The sequence below is a fragment of the Actinomadura barringtoniae genome (assembly GCF_017573505.1).
In the GTDB taxonomy this organism is placed as follows: domain Bacteria; phylum Actinomycetota; class Actinomycetes; order Streptosporangiales; family Streptosporangiaceae; genus Spirillospora; species Spirillospora barringtoniae.
This window is the reverse complement of the sequence record NZ_JAGEOJ010000020.1, coordinates 146,774-165,381: the sequence shown is the minus strand read 5'-3', so window position 1 is coordinate 165,381 and position 18,608 is coordinate 146,774. Positions and strand designations below refer to the sequence as shown.

Annotated in this window: 16 protein-coding genes; 9 read left to right on the top strand and 7 right to left on the bottom strand. The window is 70.2% G+C overall.

Annotated features, from left to right (window positions below; genetic code table 11):
* Nucleotide 1: 1 nt before the first annotated feature.
* The 3 genes from J4573_RS40385 to J4573_RS40375 all read right to left on the bottom strand — a co-directional run bounded on the left by J4573_RS40385 (nt 2) and on the right by J4573_RS40375 (nt 1,897).
* On the bottom strand, nt 2–199 hold the full coding sequence (locus J4573_RS40385; RefSeq protein ID WP_208261427.1) for a hypothetical protein: 198 nt from the start codon (nt 197–199) through the stop codon (nt 2–4).
* 94 nt (nt 200–293) lie between these two features.
* Entirely contained in the window at nt 294–1,316 is a 1,023-nt protein-coding gene (locus J4573_RS40380; protein ID WP_208261426.1) for an SDR family oxidoreductase, read from the bottom strand.
* Nucleotides 1,313–1,897 (bottom strand): TetR/AcrR family transcriptional regulator, encoded by a 585-nt coding sequence (locus J4573_RS40375; protein WP_243774347.1) that lies wholly within the window; start codon nt 1,895–1,897, stop codon nt 1,313–1,315. Before J4573_RS40375 ends, J4573_RS40380 begins: the two co-directional genes overlap by 4 nt.
* Before the next feature lie 114 nt (nt 1,898–2,011).
* On the opposite strand from J4573_RS40375, the gene argG reads away from it, so the two are divergent.
* Nucleotides 2,012–3,427, top strand: a complete 1,416-nt coding sequence (gene argG, locus J4573_RS40370) for an argininosuccinate synthase (protein ID WP_208261425.1) — start codon at nt 2,012–2,014, stop codon at nt 3,425–3,427.
* Nucleotides 3,428–3,436: 9 nt separating this feature from the next.
* Here the strand turns inward: argG and J4573_RS40365 are convergent, their stop codons facing one another.
* The 3 genes from J4573_RS40365 to J4573_RS40355 form a co-directional block, all read right to left on the bottom strand.
* Nucleotides 3,437–4,084, bottom strand: a complete 648-nt coding sequence (locus J4573_RS40365; protein WP_208261424.1) for a response regulator — start codon at nt 4,082–4,084, stop codon at nt 3,437–3,439.
* On the bottom strand, nt 4,072–5,253 hold the full coding sequence (locus J4573_RS40360; RefSeq protein WP_208261423.1) for a sensor histidine kinase: 1,182 nt from the start codon (nt 5,251–5,253) through the stop codon (nt 4,072–4,074). The genes J4573_RS40365 and J4573_RS40360 overlap by 13 nt, the downstream gene beginning before the upstream one ends.
* A gap of 92 nt (nt 5,254–5,345) precedes the next feature.
* Entirely contained in the window at nt 5,346–6,674 is a 1,329-nt protein-coding gene (locus tag J4573_RS40355; protein WP_243774346.1) for a carbohydrate-binding protein, read from the bottom strand.
* Nucleotides 6,675–7,134: 460 nt separating this feature from the next.
* On the opposite strand from J4573_RS40355, the gene J4573_RS40350 reads away from it, so the two are divergent.
* The 8 genes from J4573_RS40350 to J4573_RS40315 all read left to right on the top strand — a co-directional run bounded on the left by J4573_RS40350 (nt 7,135) and on the right by J4573_RS40315 (nt 17,799).
* Nucleotides 7,135–7,896: a DeoR/GlpR family DNA-binding transcription regulator gene (locus tag J4573_RS40350; RefSeq protein WP_307797292.1), complete on the top strand. Its 762-nt coding sequence runs from the start codon at nt 7,135–7,137 to the stop codon at nt 7,894–7,896.
* Nucleotides 7,893–9,263, top strand: coding sequence for a 6-phospho-beta-glucosidase (locus tag J4573_RS40345; protein WP_208261421.1), 1,371 nt, complete (start codon nt 7,893–7,895; stop codon nt 9,261–9,263). Before J4573_RS40350 ends, J4573_RS40345 begins: the two co-directional genes overlap by 4 nt.
* The gene (locus J4573_RS40340; RefSeq protein ID WP_208261420.1) at nt 9,260–10,384 is read left to right on the top strand and encodes a glycoside hydrolase family 76 protein; all 1,125 of its coding nucleotides are present in this window, start codon (nt 9,260–9,262) and stop codon (nt 10,382–10,384) included. Before J4573_RS40345 ends, J4573_RS40340 begins: the two co-directional genes overlap by 4 nt.
* Before the next feature lie 105 nt (nt 10,385–10,489).
* Nucleotides 10,490–11,695 carry a carbohydrate kinase family protein gene (locus tag J4573_RS40335; protein WP_243774345.1) on the top strand — a complete coding sequence of 402 codons (1,206 nt, stop codon included), beginning with the start codon at nt 10,490–10,492 and terminating at the stop codon, nt 11,693–11,695.
* A gap of 39 nt (nt 11,696–11,734) precedes the next feature.
* On the top strand, nt 11,735–13,093 hold the full coding sequence (locus tag J4573_RS40330) for an extracellular solute-binding protein (protein ID WP_208261419.1): 1,359 nt from the start codon (nt 11,735–11,737) through the stop codon (nt 13,091–13,093).
* Nucleotides 13,094–13,219: 126 nt separating this feature from the next.
* Nucleotides 13,220–14,194 (top strand): carbohydrate ABC transporter permease, encoded by a 975-nt coding sequence (locus J4573_RS40325; protein WP_208261418.1) that lies wholly within the window; start codon nt 13,220–13,222, stop codon nt 14,192–14,194.
* A 103-nt stretch (nt 14,195–14,297) separates the two neighbouring features.
* Complete coding sequence (locus tag J4573_RS40320; protein WP_208261417.1) at nt 14,298–15,089, top strand: carbohydrate ABC transporter permease; 792 nt, start codon at nt 14,298–14,300, stop codon at nt 15,087–15,089.
* Nucleotides 15,090–15,111: 22 nt separating this feature from the next.
* On the top strand, nt 15,112–17,799 hold the full coding sequence (locus J4573_RS40315) for a sugar-binding protein (RefSeq protein WP_208261416.1): 2,688 nt from the start codon (nt 15,112–15,114) through the stop codon (nt 17,797–17,799).
* 61 nt (nt 17,800–17,860) lie between these two features.
* Here J4573_RS40315 and J4573_RS40310 read toward each other — a convergent pair whose 3' ends face one another.
* On the bottom strand, nt 17,861–18,598 hold the full coding sequence (locus J4573_RS40310) for a GntR family transcriptional regulator (RefSeq protein WP_307797290.1): 738 nt from the start codon (nt 18,596–18,598) through the stop codon (nt 17,861–17,863).
* Between the last annotated feature and the right edge of the window lie 10 nt (nt 18,599–18,608).

The window sequence follows — 18,608 nt, the reverse complement described above, 5'->3', positions numbered from 1 at the left end:
GTCAGCTGATGCGAGGGGCCTCGTCGCGGCGGTTGCGCTGGCCGGGGTCGCCCTCGATGATGCCGCCCTGGACGGCGCCGCGATGCGACGACTCGCCGTGGATCCGGTCAGGGCGGGGGCGCTTGCGCCAGCCGTACACGGTCATGGCCAGCCAGGTGATCAGGGCCAGCGCGATGATGATCGGTCCGATGATCAGCAAAGGATTGTTTCCCAGGTGAGAAGCCTGAGCGAGCATTGCTATCGCCTCCTCACCAAGGCCCCTACCCGCCTTGTCCGGTTCAACCCTGAGGTGATCAGGTCGCGTACGTCACGTCCTTGACCTCCCCGAATCGGTGGGCGGCCATGTGGTCGGCCCAGCGCAGAAGCGAGGTCTCGACGTCGGGCATCGCGAGGCCGTGACGTGCGGCGAAGGCGTTCGCCGGGCCCGTGGGGTAGCGGTCGCTGGACAGGAACGTGAGGGTCTCCGGGTCGGCCTTGGTCAGCCAGCGGGGCAGACGGCGCAGAACGGGCACGGGGACGCGCAGGCGGGGCACCTTGACCCCGTAGTGCCGGGCGATGAGCGCGAGCAGCTCCGGCAGCGGGGGAGTGGCGTCGTCCAGGACCCAGTAGGAGTTGCCGGCGGTCGCCTCGTCCAGCGGGAGCAAGGTCATGAAGCGCGCCAGGTAGTCGACCGTGACCACCGGTACGAAGGTCGTGGAGTTGCCGGGCAGCGCGGGCATCGTGCCCTGGTGGATCTCCTTCACGTTCGTGGCCAGGCCGACGTACTGGTCGGACTCCCCGGTGGCGCTGTCGCCGATCACGCTGCACGGGTTGACGATCGTCCACGGCACGTTCAGGCGGTTCGCGGTGGCCTGGAAGACGGCGTCCGCCTCCACCTTCGAGGCCTCGTACCCGCCGAGCGCCGCGTAGGTCTTGCGGCGCTGCTCGGCGCTCCAGGGGATCTGGGACGGGTCCTGGCCGCCGACGCGGTAGCCCGAGACGTAGACGAGGCGTCGCAGCCGGGGGAGGCTCGCGGCGAACTCCACGATCGTGGCGGTGCCGTCGACGTTGGCGCGGCGGGCCTCGTCCGCGGGCATCCCGAAGCGGTACGCGCCCGCGCAGTGGTAGACCTCGGTGACGCCGCCGGTGGCGGGGGAGTCCCTGAGGTCGGCGGGCGGCTGCTCGCCGTGCTCGATGATCCACTTGCTCAGGCGCTCGTAGGAGTCCTCGCTGCGGGTCGCCGTGGTCACCCGTACGCCGGACCTGATCAGCTCCAGGGTGACGTGCCGCCCGATCAGGCCGGTCGCTCCAAAGATCACTGCGTGCCGCTCGTTCATGCCGCCTCCGCCTCCAGCAGTCCGGTCAGGGTGCGGGCGGCGCAGCGCAGGGGCTCCACCGATCGCTGGGCCCGGGACACGATCACCGCGCCCTCCACCATGCTCACGACGGCCGTCGCCAGCGTGCGAGCCGCGTCCGGCGTACGGCCCAGGGCGGTCAGGTACTCGGCCACCGGCGTGATCCACGAGTCGAAGGCGTTCGCGCAGGCGTCCCGGAGGCGCTCACTCTGGGCGCCCATCTCCAGGGTCATGACCGAGACCGGGCAGCCGAGCTGGAAGTCGCTGTCGGTCAGCAGCCCGGCCAGCACGTCGATCACCCGGCCGATCACCTCGGAAGGGCGCTCCGATTCCATTGCTGAATCGGCTATCAGACTGCGGAATCGGTCGGCTGCTAGCTCGATCGCCTTCAAACCGAGAGCTTCCTTGCCCTCAGGAAAGTGGAAGTACAGCGACCCCTTGGGGGCCTGGGCGTGCTCGGTCACGGTGGCGAGGCCCGTGCCGCTGTAGCCGCGAGCCTGGATCAGCTCGAGCATCGACTCGACCAGCCGCGCGCTGGTCTGAGCTCCCTTGGTTCCGGTCATGGGTTCAAAATAGACCGGTCTACATATTTTTGTCCACGCTGGTCGGGAAGGAACTTCTCGCGGGTTACCCGAATGCCGTTGCATGACCATGCAGAGAGATGCATACTTCTTCTCATGTCCAAGGTGCTCTCCTCCCTCCCAGTCGGCGAACGAGTCGGGATCGCTTTCTCCGGTGGCCTCGACACCTCCGTGGCGGTCGCGTGGATGCGCGACAAGGGTGCCGTGCCCTGCACCTACACCGCCGACATCGGCCAGTACGACGAGCCCGACATCGCCTCGGTGCCGAGCCGCGCGACCGCCTACGGCGCGGAGATCGCGCGCCTGGTCGACTGCCGCGAGGCACTGGTGGAGGAGGGCCTGGCGGCCCTGGCCTGCGGCGCGTTCCACGTCCGCTCGGGCGGCCGCGCCTACTTCAACACCACCCCCCTCGGCCGGGCCGTGACCGGCACCCTGCTCGTGCGTGCCATGCTCGACGACGACGTGCAGATCTGGGGCGACGGCTCCACGTTCAAGGGCAACGACATCGAGCGGTTCTACCGGTACGGGCTGCTCGCCAACCCGAACCTGCGGATCTACAAGCCGTGGCTGGACGCCCAGTTCGTCCGCGAGCTCGGCGGCCGGACCGAGATGTCGGAGTGGCTGCTCGCGCACGGCCTGCCCTACCGGGACAGCACCGAGAAGGCCTACTCGACCGACGCCAACCTCTGGGGCGCCACTCATGAGGCCAAGGCCCTGGAGCACCTGGACGCGGGCGTCGAGAGCGTCGAGCCGATCATGGGTGTGAAGTTCTGGGACACCTCCATCGAGATCCCGACCGAGGACGTCTCCATCGGCTTCGAGCAGGGCCGCCCGGTCACGATCAACGGGAAGGAGTTCGCCTCCGCCGTCGACCTGGTGCTGGAGGCCAACGCCATCGGCGGCCGGCACGGCCTGGGCATGTCCGACCAGATCGAGAACCGCGTCATCGAGGCCAAGAGCCGGGGCGTGTACGAGGCCCCGGGCATGGCGCTGCTGTTCGCGGCGTACGAACGGCTGGTCAACGCCATCCACAACGAGGACACCGTCGCCAACTACCACAACGAGGGCCGGCGGCTCGGCCGGCTCCTCTACGAGGGCCGCTGGCTCGACCCGCAGGCCATGATGATCCGCGAGTCCCTCCAGCGCTGGATCGGGACCGCCGTGACCGGCGAGGTCACCCTGCGGCTGCGGCGCGGCGAGGACTACTCGATCCTCGACACGACCGGCCCGGCGTTCAGCTACCACCCGGACAAGCTGTCGATGGAGCGCACCGAGGACTCCGCGTTCGGCCCGGTCGACCGGATCGGCCAGCTGACCATGCGCAACCTCGACATCGCCGACTCGCGCTCCAAGCTGGAGCAGTACACCCGGCTCGGCATGCTCGGCGTGCAGGCCACCAGCGGCCTGATCGGCGCGATGCCCGAGGGCGGCGCCGAGGCGATCGCCTCCCGGGGCACGGTGCCGAACGACGAGCTGCTCGACCAGGCCGCCATGGAGGTCGGCACCGACTAGGGCCCCGACTCAGGTCGAGGCGTCGATGAACTGCAGCACCGCCAGCACCCGGCGGTGGTCGGCCTCGGCCTGCGGCAGGTCCAGCTTGGTGAGGATGCCGTTCACGTGCTTGGCGACCGCGCTCTCGCTCACCACCAGCCGCTCGGCGATCCCCGCGTTGGAACGACCCTCGGCCATCAGGGCCAGGACGTCGCGTTCACGCGGGGTGAGCCGTTCGAGCGGGTCGCGGTCACGGCGCACGAGCAGCTGTGAGACCACCTGCGGATCCAGGGCGGTGCCCCCGGCGGCGACCCTCCGCAGCGCCTCGATGAACTCCTCGACGTCGGCGACCCGCTGCTTGAGCAGGTAGCCGATGCCGCCCGTCGCGGTCGCCAGCAAATCGGTGGCGTAGCGCTCCTCGACGTACTGCGACAGGAGCAGCACGGCGGTGTCCGGCCATCTCCGCCGGACGACGAGCGCCGCCCGGACCCCCTCGTCGCTGAAACCCGGCGGCATCCGAACGTCCAGGAGCGCGATCTCGGGCCGGTGCGCTTCGATCGCGGCCAGCGCGCCGTCTGCGTCGCCGACCTCGGCGACCACCGTGAACCCGGCCATCTCGACGACCTGGACGAGCCCGACCCGCAGCAGGACGGAGTCCTCGGCGATCACCGCGCGCACGGCAGCTCCGCGGTCAGGACGGTCGGGCCGCCGGACGGGCTGGACAGCGCGAACTTCCCGTCCACGGACGCGACCCGCTTCGCCAGTCCCGCCAGCCCCGTCCCCGCGCCCGGGTCCGCTCCACCCAGGCCGTCGTCGGCGACCACGATCAGCAGCGTGCCGCCGTGCCGCTCGACCGTGACGTCGGCCCGCGACGCCTGCGCGTGCTTGACCACGTTGGCCAGCGCCTCCGACACCACGAAGTAGGCGACCGCCTCGACGGCGGCGGCGGGGCGCGTGGCCAGGTCCACGTTCAGCCGTACCGGGATCGGTGCCCGTGCGACGACCCCGGACAGGGCCGCGTCGAGCCCCCGGTCTTCGAGCACGGCCGGATGCAGGCCGCGGACGAGTTCGTTCAGCTCGTCGATGGCCGCCTTGGCCTCCCCGTGCGCCTTGTCGATCACCAGCCGCGCGTCGTCGGACAGGTCGGCGAGCGTCGCCTTGGCCACCCCCAGGCCGACCGCGAGCGACACCAGCCGCTGCTGCGCGCCGTCGTGCAGGTCACGCTCGATCCTGCGCCGCTCGGCGTCGGCGGCGTCCACGACGCCCGCGCGGCTCTCGGTGACGCTCTCGAGCCGCCTCGTGAGCAACTGTTCCCGGCTGGGGCCTAGAAGGACCGTCGCCGCCCGCACGTCGAGCCGTCCGAGGCCGCGAAAGAGCCAAGCCGTGACGTAGAGCCCGGTCACGCCACCGATCGTGGCCGGCAGCCCGACGGCGTCGATGAGCAGCTTGGGATTCGCCCCGTCGAAGACCGGACCCGAGACCGGATTTCCCATGTCCCACACCAGCGGCATCCAGGCGTAGAAGAGCAGGGCCGCCAGCGAGACGACCCCGAGCCCGGCCGACAGGATCTGGCCCAGGACGATCGGCGGCCCGGCGACCAGGTGATAGACGGCCTGCCATCGTGCGGCCCGCGTGCGCAGGCCCCGCGATCTCGGCTCCATCGGCGCGTCCGGTATCTCCACCCGCATGATCGCCCGGAGGCGTTCCTTGTGGACGGTCGTCAGCCATGGCATGCCGTACCGGAACAGCACGATGGGCGTGACCGCCCATATCAGGCACGCGACCGCCGCCGCTGCGGCCGGCCTGGCGGCGCGCCGGAGCGGCCGCAGCGGATGGGGGAGGCGCATGCCCGAAGACTAGGATGCGCGGCACGGGCCGGGCCATGGCGGCACTATCCGGATCAAGGCTGTATCCAGTACCACCATGGCCCGCCCATCGGTCAGCGGCCCTGGAGGGCCTTGACGTTGTCGCCGAAGGTCCAGCTCTTGGAGCCGTCCCAGTTGATGGACCAGGTCATCAGGCCCTTGAGGCCGTTGCCGTAGTGGCTCCAGGCCTGGGAGACCAGGCTGGGCGACATGTAGCCGCCGCCCGCGCCCGGCTGTGCGGGCAGGCCCGGGACCTGCTTGTCGTACGGGACGCGGATCGTGGTGCCCTGCACGACGAGGCCGGTGTTGAGGCAGTCGGTCTGGGCCGTGAAGCCCTGCACGGTGCCCGCGGAGTAGGAGTCACCCGAGCAGCCGTACATGCTGCCGTTGTAGTACTGCATGTTCAGCCACCACAGCCGCCCGTTGTCGGCGTACTTCTTGACGATCGGCAGGTACGCGCCCCAGATCGAGCCGTAGGTGACGCTGCCGCCGGTGACGTAGGCGGTCTCAGGCGCCATGGTCAGGCCGAAGTTGGACGGCATCTGGGCGAGCACGCCGTCGATGATGCGGATCAGGTTGGACTGCGAGGCCGACAGCTGGCCGATGTTGCCGCTGCCGGTGAGTCCGGTCTCGATGTCGATGTCGATCCCGTCGAAGTTGTACTTCTTCAGGATCGGCACCACGGTCGAGACGAACTTGTCGGCGACCGTGCTGGAGCTCAGGTCGATGCCCGCGGCGGCGCCGCCGATCGACATCAGGATGGTGGCGCCGGACTCCTTGGCCGCGCACATCTCGGCGGGCGTCGAGACCTTCACCGTCGCGTCCATCCCGTCCTCCCACAGCACCGTGCCGTCGGAGCGGATGACCGGGAACGCGGCGTTGATGACGTTGTAGCCGTGCTGCTTGATCCGGGCGTCGTTGATCGGGACCCAGCCGAACGGCGGGTGCACGCCGTTGCCGGCGCCGTCCCAGTTCTCCCAGTAGCCCTGGAGGACCTTGCCGGCTGGGCGCGACTTCACCGCGCAGGTGTCACCTGAAGGCGGCGTCGTCGGAGGGGTGGTCGGGGGAGTGGTGGGCGGTGTCGTCGGGGGAGTGGTCGGCGGGACCGAGTCGCAGGCGCCCAGGTCGGTCCAGAGCGTCGGGGTGGCGGCGGGGTTCCAGCCCGCGCCCGCGTAGGCGGTGTGGGTGACCAGGGCCTGGTATCCGTGCCCGTTGTAGGTCACCTTCGTTCCGGCGGTGTAGGTGTTGCCCTCGGCCCACGCGGGGAACGAGGCGCACGCGATCGCGGCGGCGCGCGCGGACCGGGCGGGGCCGGAGAACGCGACCATGACGCCGAGCGACAGGATCGCCGCCATCGCCGCGGCCGCGACGGCCGCGAGCCAGTGCTGGTGCTTGGAGATCATCGAGAGACTCCTCGGCAAAAGGGAACAGCGGAGGAGCCGGCGCGGCGACAATCCGCGCAGAGCCACGCGACCGGCGGGGGTTGAGCACGCTCAGGATAACCGCGGAGATCGGGACCGAGAAGGCCTCAATGACGCCGGGCGGGCTCCCCGTGGAGCCGGGCGGGCGCTCACCCGGTCCGTCAACTGACACACCTCCAGGTGTCTTGACTTCCGGCGACCTCACGGCGCGATCTGACTGCCCGTCCTGACAAGGTTTCGACCGATTTGTGGTGGCCAGGGCCGCCGCATTGCGCGGCGGTGACCAGCGGGTGTCTTGGAACGTTCCCAAAGTTGACGGGAGTGCCTGACTCCAGTGCCGTCCTGACTGAGTCTGCGCACGTCAGAAGGGTCGATGACGGACTTCGATCAAATCCTCCCCAGGTGGTGACTGAAGTCACGCATGGGTGTTACGTTCACCTGCGTGACATCGAGCAAGCGCCGTGCGCAGATCGTTTCGTCGGTCCGCACGAAGGGGGCGGCCTCGGTCAGGGAACTGGCCGAGAGCCTCAAGGTGAGCGAGTCGACGATCCGTCGTGATCTCGACGTGCTGGACCGCAACGGCGAGCTCGTGCGGACCTACGGCGGGGCGGCTCCCTCCCCGCAGCAGGCGGCGCCGGAGATCTCCTTCGCCGCCTCGGCCGAACGCGACAGCGAGGGCAAGGAGGCGGTGGCCCGGCGGGCCGCCGCCCTCGTCGAGGACGACATGGTCGTCGTGCTCGACATCGGCACCAGCACCCGCCTCATCGCCCGCCACCTGCGCGGCCGGCCGGTCACCGTCATCACCGCCAACCTGGCGGTGTTCGACGAACTGCGCGACGACGACGCCGTCCGGCTGGTGCTGGTCGGCGGCGTGGTGCGGCGCAACTACCTCTCGCTCGTCGGGTCGCTCACCGAGGCCGCGCTCCGCCAGGTCAGCGCCGACCTGGTGTTCCTCAGCTGCACCGGGGTGCGGTCCAACGGCCATGTCGTGGACGACATGGAGGTGGAGACCCAGATCAAGCGGGCGATGATCGAGGCCGCCGACCGCGTCGTGCTGGTCGCGTCCGAGACCAAGTTCCCCGGCACCGGGTCGCTGCGCGTCTGCTCCCTCGGGCAGCTCGACACGCTGATCACGACCGCCGGTGCCGATCCCCAGACTCTCGAGCTCTGCCGCCAGGCGGGTGGAAAGGTGATCATCGCATGAAGCTGGCCATTCTCGGCGGCGGCGGGTTCCGGGTGCCGTACGTGTACCAGGCCCTGCTGCGCGACCAAGGCTCTCCGCGCATCGAGGAGGTCTGGCTGCAGGACTCCGACGCCGGTCGCCTCGAGGCCATGGCGGCCGTGCTCGCGACGTTCGCCGACGGCGTGGCGGACGCGCCCCAGGTGTTCACCAGCACCGGCCTCGACAAGGCGCTGGAGGGCGCGGACTTCGTCTTCGCCGCCATCCGGGTCGGCGGCCTGGCCGGGCGCGTCTGCGACGAGCGGGTCGCGCTCGACCTGAACGTCCTCGGCCAGGAGACCACCGGCCCCGGCGGCCTGGCGTACGGCCTGCGCACGATCCCGGTGATGCTCGACATCGCGCGGCGCGTGAAGGAACTCGCGCCCGACGCCTACGTCATCAACTTCACCAACCCGGCCGGGATGATCACCGAGGCCATGCGGGACGTGCTCGGCGACCGGGTGATGGGCATCTGCGACACCCCGTCCGGCCTGGGCACGCGGGTCGCCGCGGCGTTCGGCCTGGACCCCGCGCGCCTCCAGCTGGACTACGTGGGCCTGAACCACCTCGGCTGGATGCGCCGGATCCTGCACGACGGCGTCGACATCATGCCCGCCCTGCTCGCCGACGACGACGTGCTCGGCTCGCTGGAGGAGGGCGTGGTCTTCGGGAACGAGTGGCTGCGCGACCTCGGCGTCATCCCGAACGAGTACCTGTACTACTACTACTTCAACCGCGAGGCGGTGCGGGCCACGCTGGACGCGCCCCAGACCCGCGGTGAGTACCTGGCCAAGCAGCAGGCCGCGTTCTACGAGCGGATCGCCGGCGCGGCCGGCGGCGCCGCCCTGGAGATGTGGCGCGAGACGGTGGCCTCGCGCAGCGCCAGCTACATGGCCGAGGTGAAGGGCGCGAGCGCCGGCGACGAGCTGGAGGACCACTCCGGCGTCGACCCGGTCGACCAGGGCTACGCCGGGGTCGCGCTGAACGTGATGAACGCGATCAGCCGCAACGAGCGCGCCCAGATGATCCTGAACGTGGGCAACGGCTCGACCGTCGCCGCGCTGCCCGGCGACGCGGTCGTCGAGGTGCCCGTCATGGTCGACGCCAACGGCGTGCACCCGCTGTCGCTCGCCCAGCCCGACCTGCACCAGACCGGGCTCATGCAGCAGGTCAAGGCCGTGGAACGGCTGATCATCAGCGCCGCGCGCACTGGCTCGCGCGCCGACGCCGCCAAGGCGTTCGCGCTGCACCCCCTGGTCGACTCGGCTTCGGTCGGGCGCCAGCTGCTGGACGGTTACATCGACCGCATCCCCGAGGTGGCCGCGGTCTTCGCGAAGGAGCGGACCACGTGACCAGACGATCTCGGTTCCGGATGCTCGGCGTGCTGGCCGCCGGGCTGGTGATGACGCTGCTCGCCGGCGTCGTACCGGCCCAGGCCGCGACCCGGCACGACTCCGGGCGCCAGGACCGTGCGCGGGCGAGCGCGGCGGTGGAGGCCATGATGGGCTTCTACGACCGCGAGTCGGGCCGCTTCGACCCCGAGGCCCCGTGGTGGCAGTCGGGCAACGCCCTGCAGGCCTTGCTCGACTACATGGGCAAGACCCGCGACCGCCGTCTCATGGGCGCGGTGAAGAACACCATCACCCAGCAGCGCAAGCCGCTGCCGTGGTGGCCGGAGGGTGAGGGCGAGTTCCGCGCGGACTCGACCGACGACACCGGCTGGTGGGCCCTGGCCATGGTCCGGATGTACGACCTCACCCGCGACAGGCAGTACCTGAACATCGCCAAGCTCGACGAGGCCTACATCCGCAAGTACTGGGACAGCACCTGCGGCGGCGGAGTCTGGTGGGACATCCCCGGTAAGAGCTACAAGAACGCGATCAGCCTTGAGCTCTACTTCTCCGTGCTCGCCTCGCTCCACAACCGCATCCCCGGTGACCGCGTCTACCTGGCCAAGGCCCGCGAGGCGTGGACCTGGTTCCAGCGCAGCGGCATGATCAACGGCCAGAACCTGGTCAACGACGGGCTCACCACGCAGTCCGGCGGCTGCGCCAACAACGGCGGCACGACCTGGACCTACAACCAGGGCGTCGTCCTCGGCGGGCTCAGCGAGCTCTACAAGGCGACGCACGACCGCTCGCTGCTGGTCTCGGCGCGCCGCATCGCCGACGCCGTCGTGAACAGCCCGCAGCTGTCGCCGAACGGGATCCTCACCGAGCCCTGCGAGGCGGCCGGCACCTGCAACGCCGACCAGGCCTCGTTCAAGGGGATCTTCGCCCGCAACCTGGCCGAGCTCGACAAGGTCGTTCCCGGGCACCCGTACCGCGGCTACCTGCGCAAGCAGGCGACCTCGCTGTACGCCCACGACCGGAACGCGCAGGACCAGTACGGACTGAACTGGTCCGGACCGTTCGACCGCGCGGACATCTCCCGGCAGACGTCGGCGGTGTCGTTGCTGGTCTCCGTCCTCTGACCGAACGCCGATCCCGACCAGCCCCGGGATCCCGCTCGATCGGACATTGTCCTGACATTCAGTCAAATCCCTGTCATCAAACCCACCCCCACGAGAGGAGGCGTCATGACAGCAGACACCCTGAACGGGGCCATGCGGACGGAGCCCGCCCAGGAGACCCCTGAGCGCGCGGCCGCCGGCCGTCCGCCGGAGCCGTCGCTCGCGGACCCGTGTGCCGAGCGCGACATCGGCGAGGCGCTGCTCCGCCGCGCGGGAGACGAGCGGAACGCCGGTGAGGTGCCCGACCTGGACGTCTTCCTGAGCGGCCAGGTCTTCATGGACATGATCTTCACCGGGCTGCCCGGCCTGCCGCCCCCCGGCACCGAGCTGTACACCGAGGGGCTCGGCTCGGCGCCCGGCGGGATCGCCAACATCGCGGTCGCGATGAGCCGGCTCGGCCTGCGCGTCGGGCTCGCCGCGCCGTTCGGCGACGACCTGTTCGGCAACTACCTGTGGCGCACGCTCTCCGAGCAGGAGGGCGTCGACCTCAGCCGGGCGCAGCGGGTGGCCGGGTGGCCGACGCCCGTCACGGTCTCGCTGGCCTACGACTCCGACCGCAGCATGGTCACCTACGAGAAGCCCGTGCCGGAGGGGGCCGCGGCCGCCGGCGGCGCGGGCGAGGCGCCGCCGAGCGCGCGGGCGTGCTTCATCGACATCGACGGCCCCGTGCCCGCCTGGGCGAAGGAGATGCGCCGCGGGGGCGCGCTTGTCTTCGCCGACCTGGGCTGGGACGCGACCGAGACGTGGTCGAGCGACGTGATCGACCGGCTGCGGGACGTGGACGTGTTCATGCCGAACGCCGTCGAGGCGATGGCCTACACGCGCACCAACTCGCCCGAGGACGCCGCGCGCGCCCTGTCGGCGCGTGTGCCGGTGGTCGTGGTGAAGCGCGGCGGGGACGGCGCGATCGCGATCGACTCCCGTACCGGCGAGGTCGCCGAGACCACCGCGCTGCCCGTCGAGGCGCTCGACGCGACCGGCGCGGGCGACGTCTTCGGGGCCGGGTTCCTGTTCGGGACGCTGGCGGGCCTCCCGCTGGCCGAACGACTGAAGTTCGCCAACCTTTGCGCGGGCCTGTCGGTCCGCCACCGCAGCGGGTCGCTGGGGGCGCCCTGCTGGGGTGAGATCGCCGCGTTCGGCGAATCGGGAGAGATCCCCGAGGCCGAGCTCGAACCGTACGCCTTCGTCGTGGACTACATCCCCGAGCTGGCGACCGACACCGTGGTCCGGGCCGAGCCCACCCTTCGGGCCGACCCACTGCAACCGTCCTGATCCAGCAGAGCAGTACAAGCACAGAAAGGAGCCGCTGAAATGCCGACACGATTCACGCGGGGGGCGGTCGCGACGGCCGCGGCCCTCGCGATGACGTTCGCCGCCGCGTGCGCTCCGGGCTCGTCCAACGACAAGCCCGCCAGCAAGGCGCCGAACGCCGTCAGCACCGACGTCGCCAAGGCCGGCAACGTCACCCTCACCGTCTGGGACCAGGAGGTCCAGGGCGGGCTGAAGCAGCAGGTCGACACGCTGAACAAGCAGTTCATGGCCAAATACCCGAACGTGAAGATCAACCGGGTGTCGCGGTCGTTCAGCGACCTGCAGAAGACGCTGCGGCTGGCGCTGTCGGGCAGCAACCCGCCCGACGTCGTCGAGGCCAACCAGGGCTACGCGAACATGGCCCAGTACGTGAAGGCCGGGATGCTGCTCCCGCTGGACTCCTACGACCAGGTCTACGGGTGGAAGAAGCGCTACCCGAAGGGCCTGATGGACCTGAACAGCGTCACCCAGGACGGCAAGCTCATCGGGTCGGGCAACCTCTACGGCGTCTCGCTGAACGGTGAGATCGTCGGGCTCTACTACAACAAGGAGAAGCTCGCCAAGCTCGGCATCCAGCCGCCCAAGACCTGGGCGGAGTTCGACCAGGCGCTCGCCACCGCCAAGGGCAAGGGCGAGCTCCCGATCGCGTTCAACAACCTGGAGAAGCTGCCCGCCATGCAGCTCTACGGCATCCTCCAGGACGGCCTGACCGACAAGGAGTCGGTCCGCAAGCTGGTCTTCGGCAGCGGCGGTTCCTGGTCCGACGGGCCGAACGTCCAGGCGGCGCAGAAGCTCGCCGACTGGACCAAGGCGGGCTACCTCACCAAGGACCCCAACTCCCGCAAGTGGGACGACACCCCCGTCGACTTCGCCAAGGGCCAGGGCGTGTTCATGTTCGGCGGCACCTGGTGGGCACCCGACCTCGCCGACCGCATGAAGGACAAGGTCGGCTTCGTGCTGCCGCCGGCCGCGCAGGCCGGTCAGCCGGTCTCGACGATGGGCGGCGAGAGCCTGCCATGGTCGATCACCTCCAAGTCCAAGCACGCGGACGTGGCGGCGGCCTACATCAACTTCATCACCTCGCCGGAGGCCATGGACGTCTCGGTCGAGACGGGCAACCTGCCCGTGCTCGCCGCGCCGACCAAGCAGCCGTCGCTGCCGTTGATGAAGGAGGTGTCGACGGCCTGGACCGAGCTGAGCAAGAACGACGGCACCACGCCCTACATCGACTACACCAGCCCGACGTTCACCGACGGGTTCGGCGGGGCGCTGCAGGAACTGGTCGCCGGCAAGAAGTCGGCCCAGGACGCCATGAAGGCGGCGCAGGACGACGCCGCCGCCTTCCAGAAGAAGAAGTAACGACCGGCTTCGCCGCCGGGACGCCGTGAACAGCCACCCGGCGTCCCGGCGGCGAGATCAAGAGTGATCGGCAGAGTCGGTTGACCGGCTGCGCCAGTTGATCGGAAGAGCCAAGGGAGTCCGTCCATGACGACCGTCGCGCGGCAGAAGACCCGCAAGTCCGGGGACAAGCCGTCCGGCACCCGCGCCGCACGCCGCGCGGAGGGCCGGGTGAAGAACCGTGCCCCCGGGGAGTCCCGCAACATCGGCTGGCTGTACGTCCTGCCCGCGCTGGCGGTGTACGGGGCGTTCCTGCTGTGGCCGCTGGTGCGCGGCATCCAGTTCTCGTTCTACAACTGGGACGGGCTCGGCAGCGCGACCTGGGCGGGCTTCTCCAACTACACCAGCACCTGGACCGACCCGGCGCTGCGCGGCTCGTTCGGCCACCTGCTGATCCTGGTCGTGTTCTATTCCATCCTGCCGTGCGTCATCGCGTTCGTGCTGGTGGCGGCGCTGTCGCGGACGAAGATCCGCGGCATGACGTTCTTCCGCACGGTGCTGTTCCTGCCGCAGGTCATCGCGATGGTCGCGGTGGCCGTCGCCTGGCAGTGGGTCTACTCCGCCGACGGCCCGGTCAACACCACGCTCGGCTGGCTGCACGACATCGGGCTGCCCGACTGGCGGCACGGCTGGCTGGGCGACTTCACCTTCGCGCTGCCCGCCGTCGGCCTCGTCGGCACCTGGGTCGAGATCGGTCTCGCGCTCGTGCTGTTCATGGCGGGCGTGCAGAAGATCCCGCGCGAGCTGTACGAGGCCGCGCGCATCGATGGGGCGGGCGCGATCCGCGAGTTCTTCGCGGTCACGCTGCCGGGCCTGCGCCGCGAGCTCGCGGTGGCGCTGACGCTCACCACGACGATGTCCATCCGCAACTTCGACCTCATCTACATGGCCACCGGCGGCGGCCCGGGCAACGCCACCAAGGTGCCCGCGTACGAGGTCTACAACCGCACGTTCAACACCGGCGAGGTCGGCCTCGGCTGCGCGATCGGCATCACCATGGCGGTGCTGCTGTTCGCCGCCACCGCCGGCATCGGGCGCCTGGTGGAAGGGAAGGGCGCATGAGCGAGCCGGAGGGGCGCGGCGTCGCCTGGACTGACGAGCGAGGAACGAACGAGGAGGGAAGGCGGCGCCATAAGGCGCCCCGGAGGCGAGCGGGGAGCACAGCATGAACTCGCGGCGAGAGCTGATCTTCAATCACGCGATCCTGGTGCTCTTCGCGGTCATCGCGCTGTTCCCGATGATCGGCGTGGTGGTGAAGGCCCTCCAGCTGCCGGACGTGGACTTCGGCAACTTCTCCACGGCGTGGCGCGACGGGCACTTCGCCACCTATCTGCGCAACAGCGTGATCGTCACCTCGATCACGGTGGTCGTCGCCGCGGTGCTGTCGATCATGGCCGGGTTCGCGCTCGGCACCATGCGGTTCCGCGGCGCCTCGGCGCTGTTCCTGCTGTTCCTGGCCGGCCTCACCATCCCCACCGAGACCATCGTGGTGCCGCTCTACTTCGACCTGCGGTCGATGGGCCTGGACAACAGCTACGCCGGGCTGATCCTGCCGCAGATGGCGATGTCGGTGGCGTTCGGCACGTTCTGGATGCGCGCCTACTTCCGCAGCATCCCGCCGTCGCTGCTCGAGGCGGCCCGGATCGACGGCGCGTCCAGCTGGACCACGCTCTGGCGGGTGCTGGTCCCGATCGGCAAGCCGGCGATCCTCACCATGGTGCTGCTGACCACCATGTGGACCTGGAACGAGTTCCTGCTGCCACTGGTGATCGTCAACTCCGACGAGGGGCTGCGCACCGCACCTCTCGGGCTGTCCTTCTTCCAGGGCGCCCACAAGACCGACTACCCGCTGCTGATGGCGGGGGCGCTGATCATCGCCGCGCCCGTCGTCGTCGTTTATGTCTTCCTGCAACGCCAGTTCATCGCAGGAATGCTCTCGGGGGCCATCAAGGAGTAGGGAACGAACAGGAGAGTTCATTTTGCGAAGACTCACCCTGCCCGCCGTCCTGTCCGCAGCCCTGGCCGCATCGGCCGTCACGCTGGTCAGCCCGCCCGCCCACGCGGCGGCGGCTCCGGCTGCCCGGCCGGACAAGGGACAGCTGGACGTGCTCTTCGTCGGGGCGCACCCCGACGACGAGGCCGGCACGCTGTCGACCCTCGGCCAGTGGAACGAGTTCGACAAGGCACGGACCGGCGTCCTCACCGTCACCCGCGGCGAGGGCGGCGGCAACGCCGCAGGCAACGAGGAGGGCCCGCCCCTCGGGCTGCTCCGTGAGAACGAGGAACGGCGCGCGGTCGGCAAGGCCGGCGTCACCGACATTCACTATCTCGACAAGGTCGACTTCTTCTACACCGTCAGCGCACCGCTGACCGACGACACGTGGGGGCACGACGCCACGCTGGAGAAGGTCGTGCGGCTCGTGCGCGAGACGCGGCCCAAGGTCATCGTGACCATGGAGCCCGCCCCGCTGCCCGGCCAGCACGGCAACCACCAGCAGGCGGCGCGCCTGGCGACCGAGGCCTACTTCGCCGCGGCCAACCCCAAGGCGTTCCCCTCGCAGCTGAGCAAGGAGAGGCTGAAGACCTGGTCGCCGGGGCGGCTGTTCGGCACGGGCGGCGCGTCCGGCCCGACCGGCCAGGCCTGCGCGACCAGCCTGACCACGACCAGCCCCGCCACGCAGTCCTACGGGGTGTGGGGCGGCCGCGGGTCGGCGCGCAACGGCGGCAAGACCTGGGCTCAGGTCGAGCGCGACGCGCAGAAGATGTACGTGAGCCAGGGCTGGGGCGGTTTCCCGGACGTGCCCACGGACCCGACGAAGATCGGTTGTGACTACTTCACGCAGATCAGCAGCCGGGTGCCGTACACGCTGGGCAACACTGACCCGACCGCGATGCTCGAAGGCGCGGTGCAGCCGGCCAAGGGCGGGCTTCCGCTCGGCAGCCAGTTCTCCCTGACGAGCGATTTCGGGGTGACTCCCGGCCGCGCGTTCAAGGTGACCGCGCACGCCTCGTCCCCGCGGGCGCTGCACGGCGCGAAGGCCGCGCTCACGGTGCCCGCTGGTTGGAACGTTACAGGTTCGGGTTCGCTCGGCACGGTGTCGGGCAGGGAGCGCACGGCCACCTTCACCGTGACGCCCCCGGCGAACGCCGCCACCGGGCGCCTGCAGATCGCCGCGAAGCTGACCGCGGGCAAGGCCTCGGGGCAGACCTCCTCGATGGTCGAGGTCCAGCCGCCCGTCACCGGGCTGCAGGAACCGCTGCCGCGCGTGGCCGACTTCGACGCCTGGGCCGGTAAGAACGGCGTGCCCGCGCTGACCGGCCGGATGAAGCGCGTGCTCACGCTCGCGTCCGGCAAGTCGCGCAAGGTGGCGATCGACCTGACCAACACCACCTCGTCCGCGCAGTCGGGCACGGTGAAGCTGGGCCTGCCGAAGGGTTTCTCGGCCGACGCGGACTCCAAGCCGTTCACGCTGGCGTCCGGAGCCAAGGGGCAGGCGACGTTCACCGTCACCAACACCGACGCCTCCCTGCCGACCTCGAACGAGGGCGGCTCCGGCGGCGACTACGACCTCACCGTCACCACGACCCCCTCCTCGGGCGCCGCCGACGTGGAGAAGGGCGGGCTCGAGCTCGTCCCCACCGCGCAGCTGTCCAAGGCGACGACCGCCCCGGCGATCGACGGCAAGGAGTCGGCCGGTGAGTACCCGGGCCAGGAGATCGACCTGTCCCGCCTGTGGGAGGGCACAGCCTGCGACTCGGCCGCCGACTGCTCGGCGACCGGCAAGGTCTCCTGGACCGACGACGCGCTGAACGTGCTCGTCAAGGTCCGCGACGACAAGCAGGGCACCATCCTCGGAGCCGATGACTGCAAGCGTCACTGGCGTTCGGACTCGGTCGAGATCGCGATCGACCCGCGCGGCGACTCCGAGAACACCTCCACCACGTTCAAGACGGGGATCTTCCCGCAGATGTCGGACGGCAAGCCCTGCTTCGAGCGGGACGCCGACGCCCACCAGGGCACCGGCGCCGACACCGCCCCCGGCATGCAGGTCGCCTCGACCGTGAACAAGCCCTACGACGGCTACACCATCGAGGCGAAGATCCCGTTCAAGGACCTCCCGACCGCCGTGGACCCGGCGCGGATGGGCCTGAACATCTTCGTGTACGACTCCGACACCCAGGACAAGACCGGCCAGACTCGCATCGGCTGGTCCACCTGGGGCGGCGTGCAGGGCGACCCGTACCGGTGGGCCCTCACCTCGCTGCCGGGCTACACCCCGCCGTCGGGGCTGCCGACCACGCCGCCTCCGCCGGTCATGCCGACCGACGCGGCCGCGTCGGTGAACTCGCCGGAGTCGATCCTGCAGTCGGTGCGCACCGGCGTCCCGCTGGCGGCGACCGCCGCTGCGCCCGCCTCCGACACCGCGCGGATCGTCGGCAAGCCGAAGGTCTCGGGTGGCTCGGTCACCTTCAAGCTGCTGGCGACCGGCCCGGGCACCGCGCACGTCCATGTGTGGGACGGCAAGGTGCTCGGCACCAAGAAGGTCGAGATCGGCCGGGCGGGTGTCCAGACCGTGACGGTTCCGGGTGCGAGCGGTTCGCTGACCGTCGCCTTCGAGGCCAAGAAGGGAGGCACGGCGAGCAGTGCCGCGCAGCTGACCGGCTGACGTGACGCCGCGGCCGCCGGTCCGGAGCCTCGATGAGGCCCGGGCCGGCGGCCCCGGCGGACTACTTGCCCACGAGCGTGTGCGAGAACGAGTAGCGGTCGGCCCGGTAGACGTGGGTGCCGTACTCCACGGCGGTGCCCTTGTCGTCGAAGGCCGTCCGGGTCATGGTGAGCAGGGGAGTGCCACGGCGTTCGTCCAGCAGCCGCGCCTCGGCGGCGGTCGCCGCACGCGCGCCGATGGTCTGGTGGGCGATCCGCAGGTTGACCCCCGCACCGCGGAACGTCTCGTACAGGCCGTGCTCCTCCAGATGTGCGGCGGTGACATCGATCAGCCGGAGGGGGACGACGTTGGTCATCAGCGCGAGAGGCTCGCCTCCGGTGAACCGCAGCCGGCGTATCCGCAGCACCTCGGTCCCGGGCTTCACGCCGAGTTGCTCGGCGGCCTCGGCGGCGACGGTGACGCAGCCGAGCTCCAGGACCTGCGTGCGGGGTTCGCGCCCGTCGGCGGTGAGGTCGTCGTAGAGGCTGGACAGCTCGATCGGCCGCCGCACCTGGGACTGGACGACCTGCGTCCCGACGCCCCGCTTGCGGACCAGCAGGCCCTTGTCGACCAGATGCTGGATCGCCTGCCGCACGGTCGGCCGGGAGAGCCGGTAGCTCGCCGCCAGGTCCAGTTCGTTGTCCAGGCGGGCGCCGGGGGGCAGCTCGCCCGCGCGAATTGCGGCCTCGAGCTGCTGGGCGACCTGGAAATAGAGCGGGACTGGACTGCCCCGGTCGAGTGTCACAGTGGGTCCTCGCACGTGAGGAGGA

Bases quoted from the DNA above. Each gene is read 5' to 3' on its own strand.
- J4573_RS40380 (WP_208261426.1), bottom strand. From the start codon at position 1,316: ATGAACGAGCGGCACGCAGTGATCTTTGGAGCGACCGGCCTGATCGGG.
- J4573_RS40375 (WP_243774347.1), bottom strand. From the start codon at position 1,897: ATGACCGGAACCAAGGGAGCTCAGACCAGCGCGCGGCTGGTCGAGTCG.
- argG (WP_208261425.1), top strand. From the start codon at position 2,012: ATGTCCAAGGTGCTCTCCTCCCTCCCAGTCGGCGAACGAGTCGGGATC.
- J4573_RS40360 (WP_208261423.1), bottom strand. From the start codon at position 5,253: ATGCGCCTCCCCCATCCGCTGCGGCCGCTCCGGCGCGCCGCCAGGCCG.
- J4573_RS40355 (WP_243774346.1), bottom strand. From the start codon at position 6,674: ATGATCTCCAAGCACCAGCACTGGCTCGCGGCCGTCGCGGCCGCGGCG.
- J4573_RS40345 (WP_208261421.1), top strand. From the start codon at position 7,893: ATGAAGCTGGCCATTCTCGGCGGCGGCGGGTTCCGGGTGCCGTACGTG.
- J4573_RS40335 (WP_243774345.1), top strand. From the start codon at position 10,490: ATGACAGCAGACACCCTGAACGGGGCCATGCGGACGGAGCCCGCCCAG.
- J4573_RS40330 (WP_208261419.1), top strand. From the start codon at position 11,735: ATGCCGACACGATTCACGCGGGGGGCGGTCGCGACGGCCGCGGCCCTC.
- J4573_RS40325 (WP_208261418.1), top strand. From the start codon at position 13,220: ATGACGACCGTCGCGCGGCAGAAGACCCGCAAGTCCGGGGACAAGCCG.
- J4573_RS40320 (WP_208261417.1), top strand. From the start codon at position 14,298: ATGAACTCGCGGCGAGAGCTGATCTTCAATCACGCGATCCTGGTGCTC.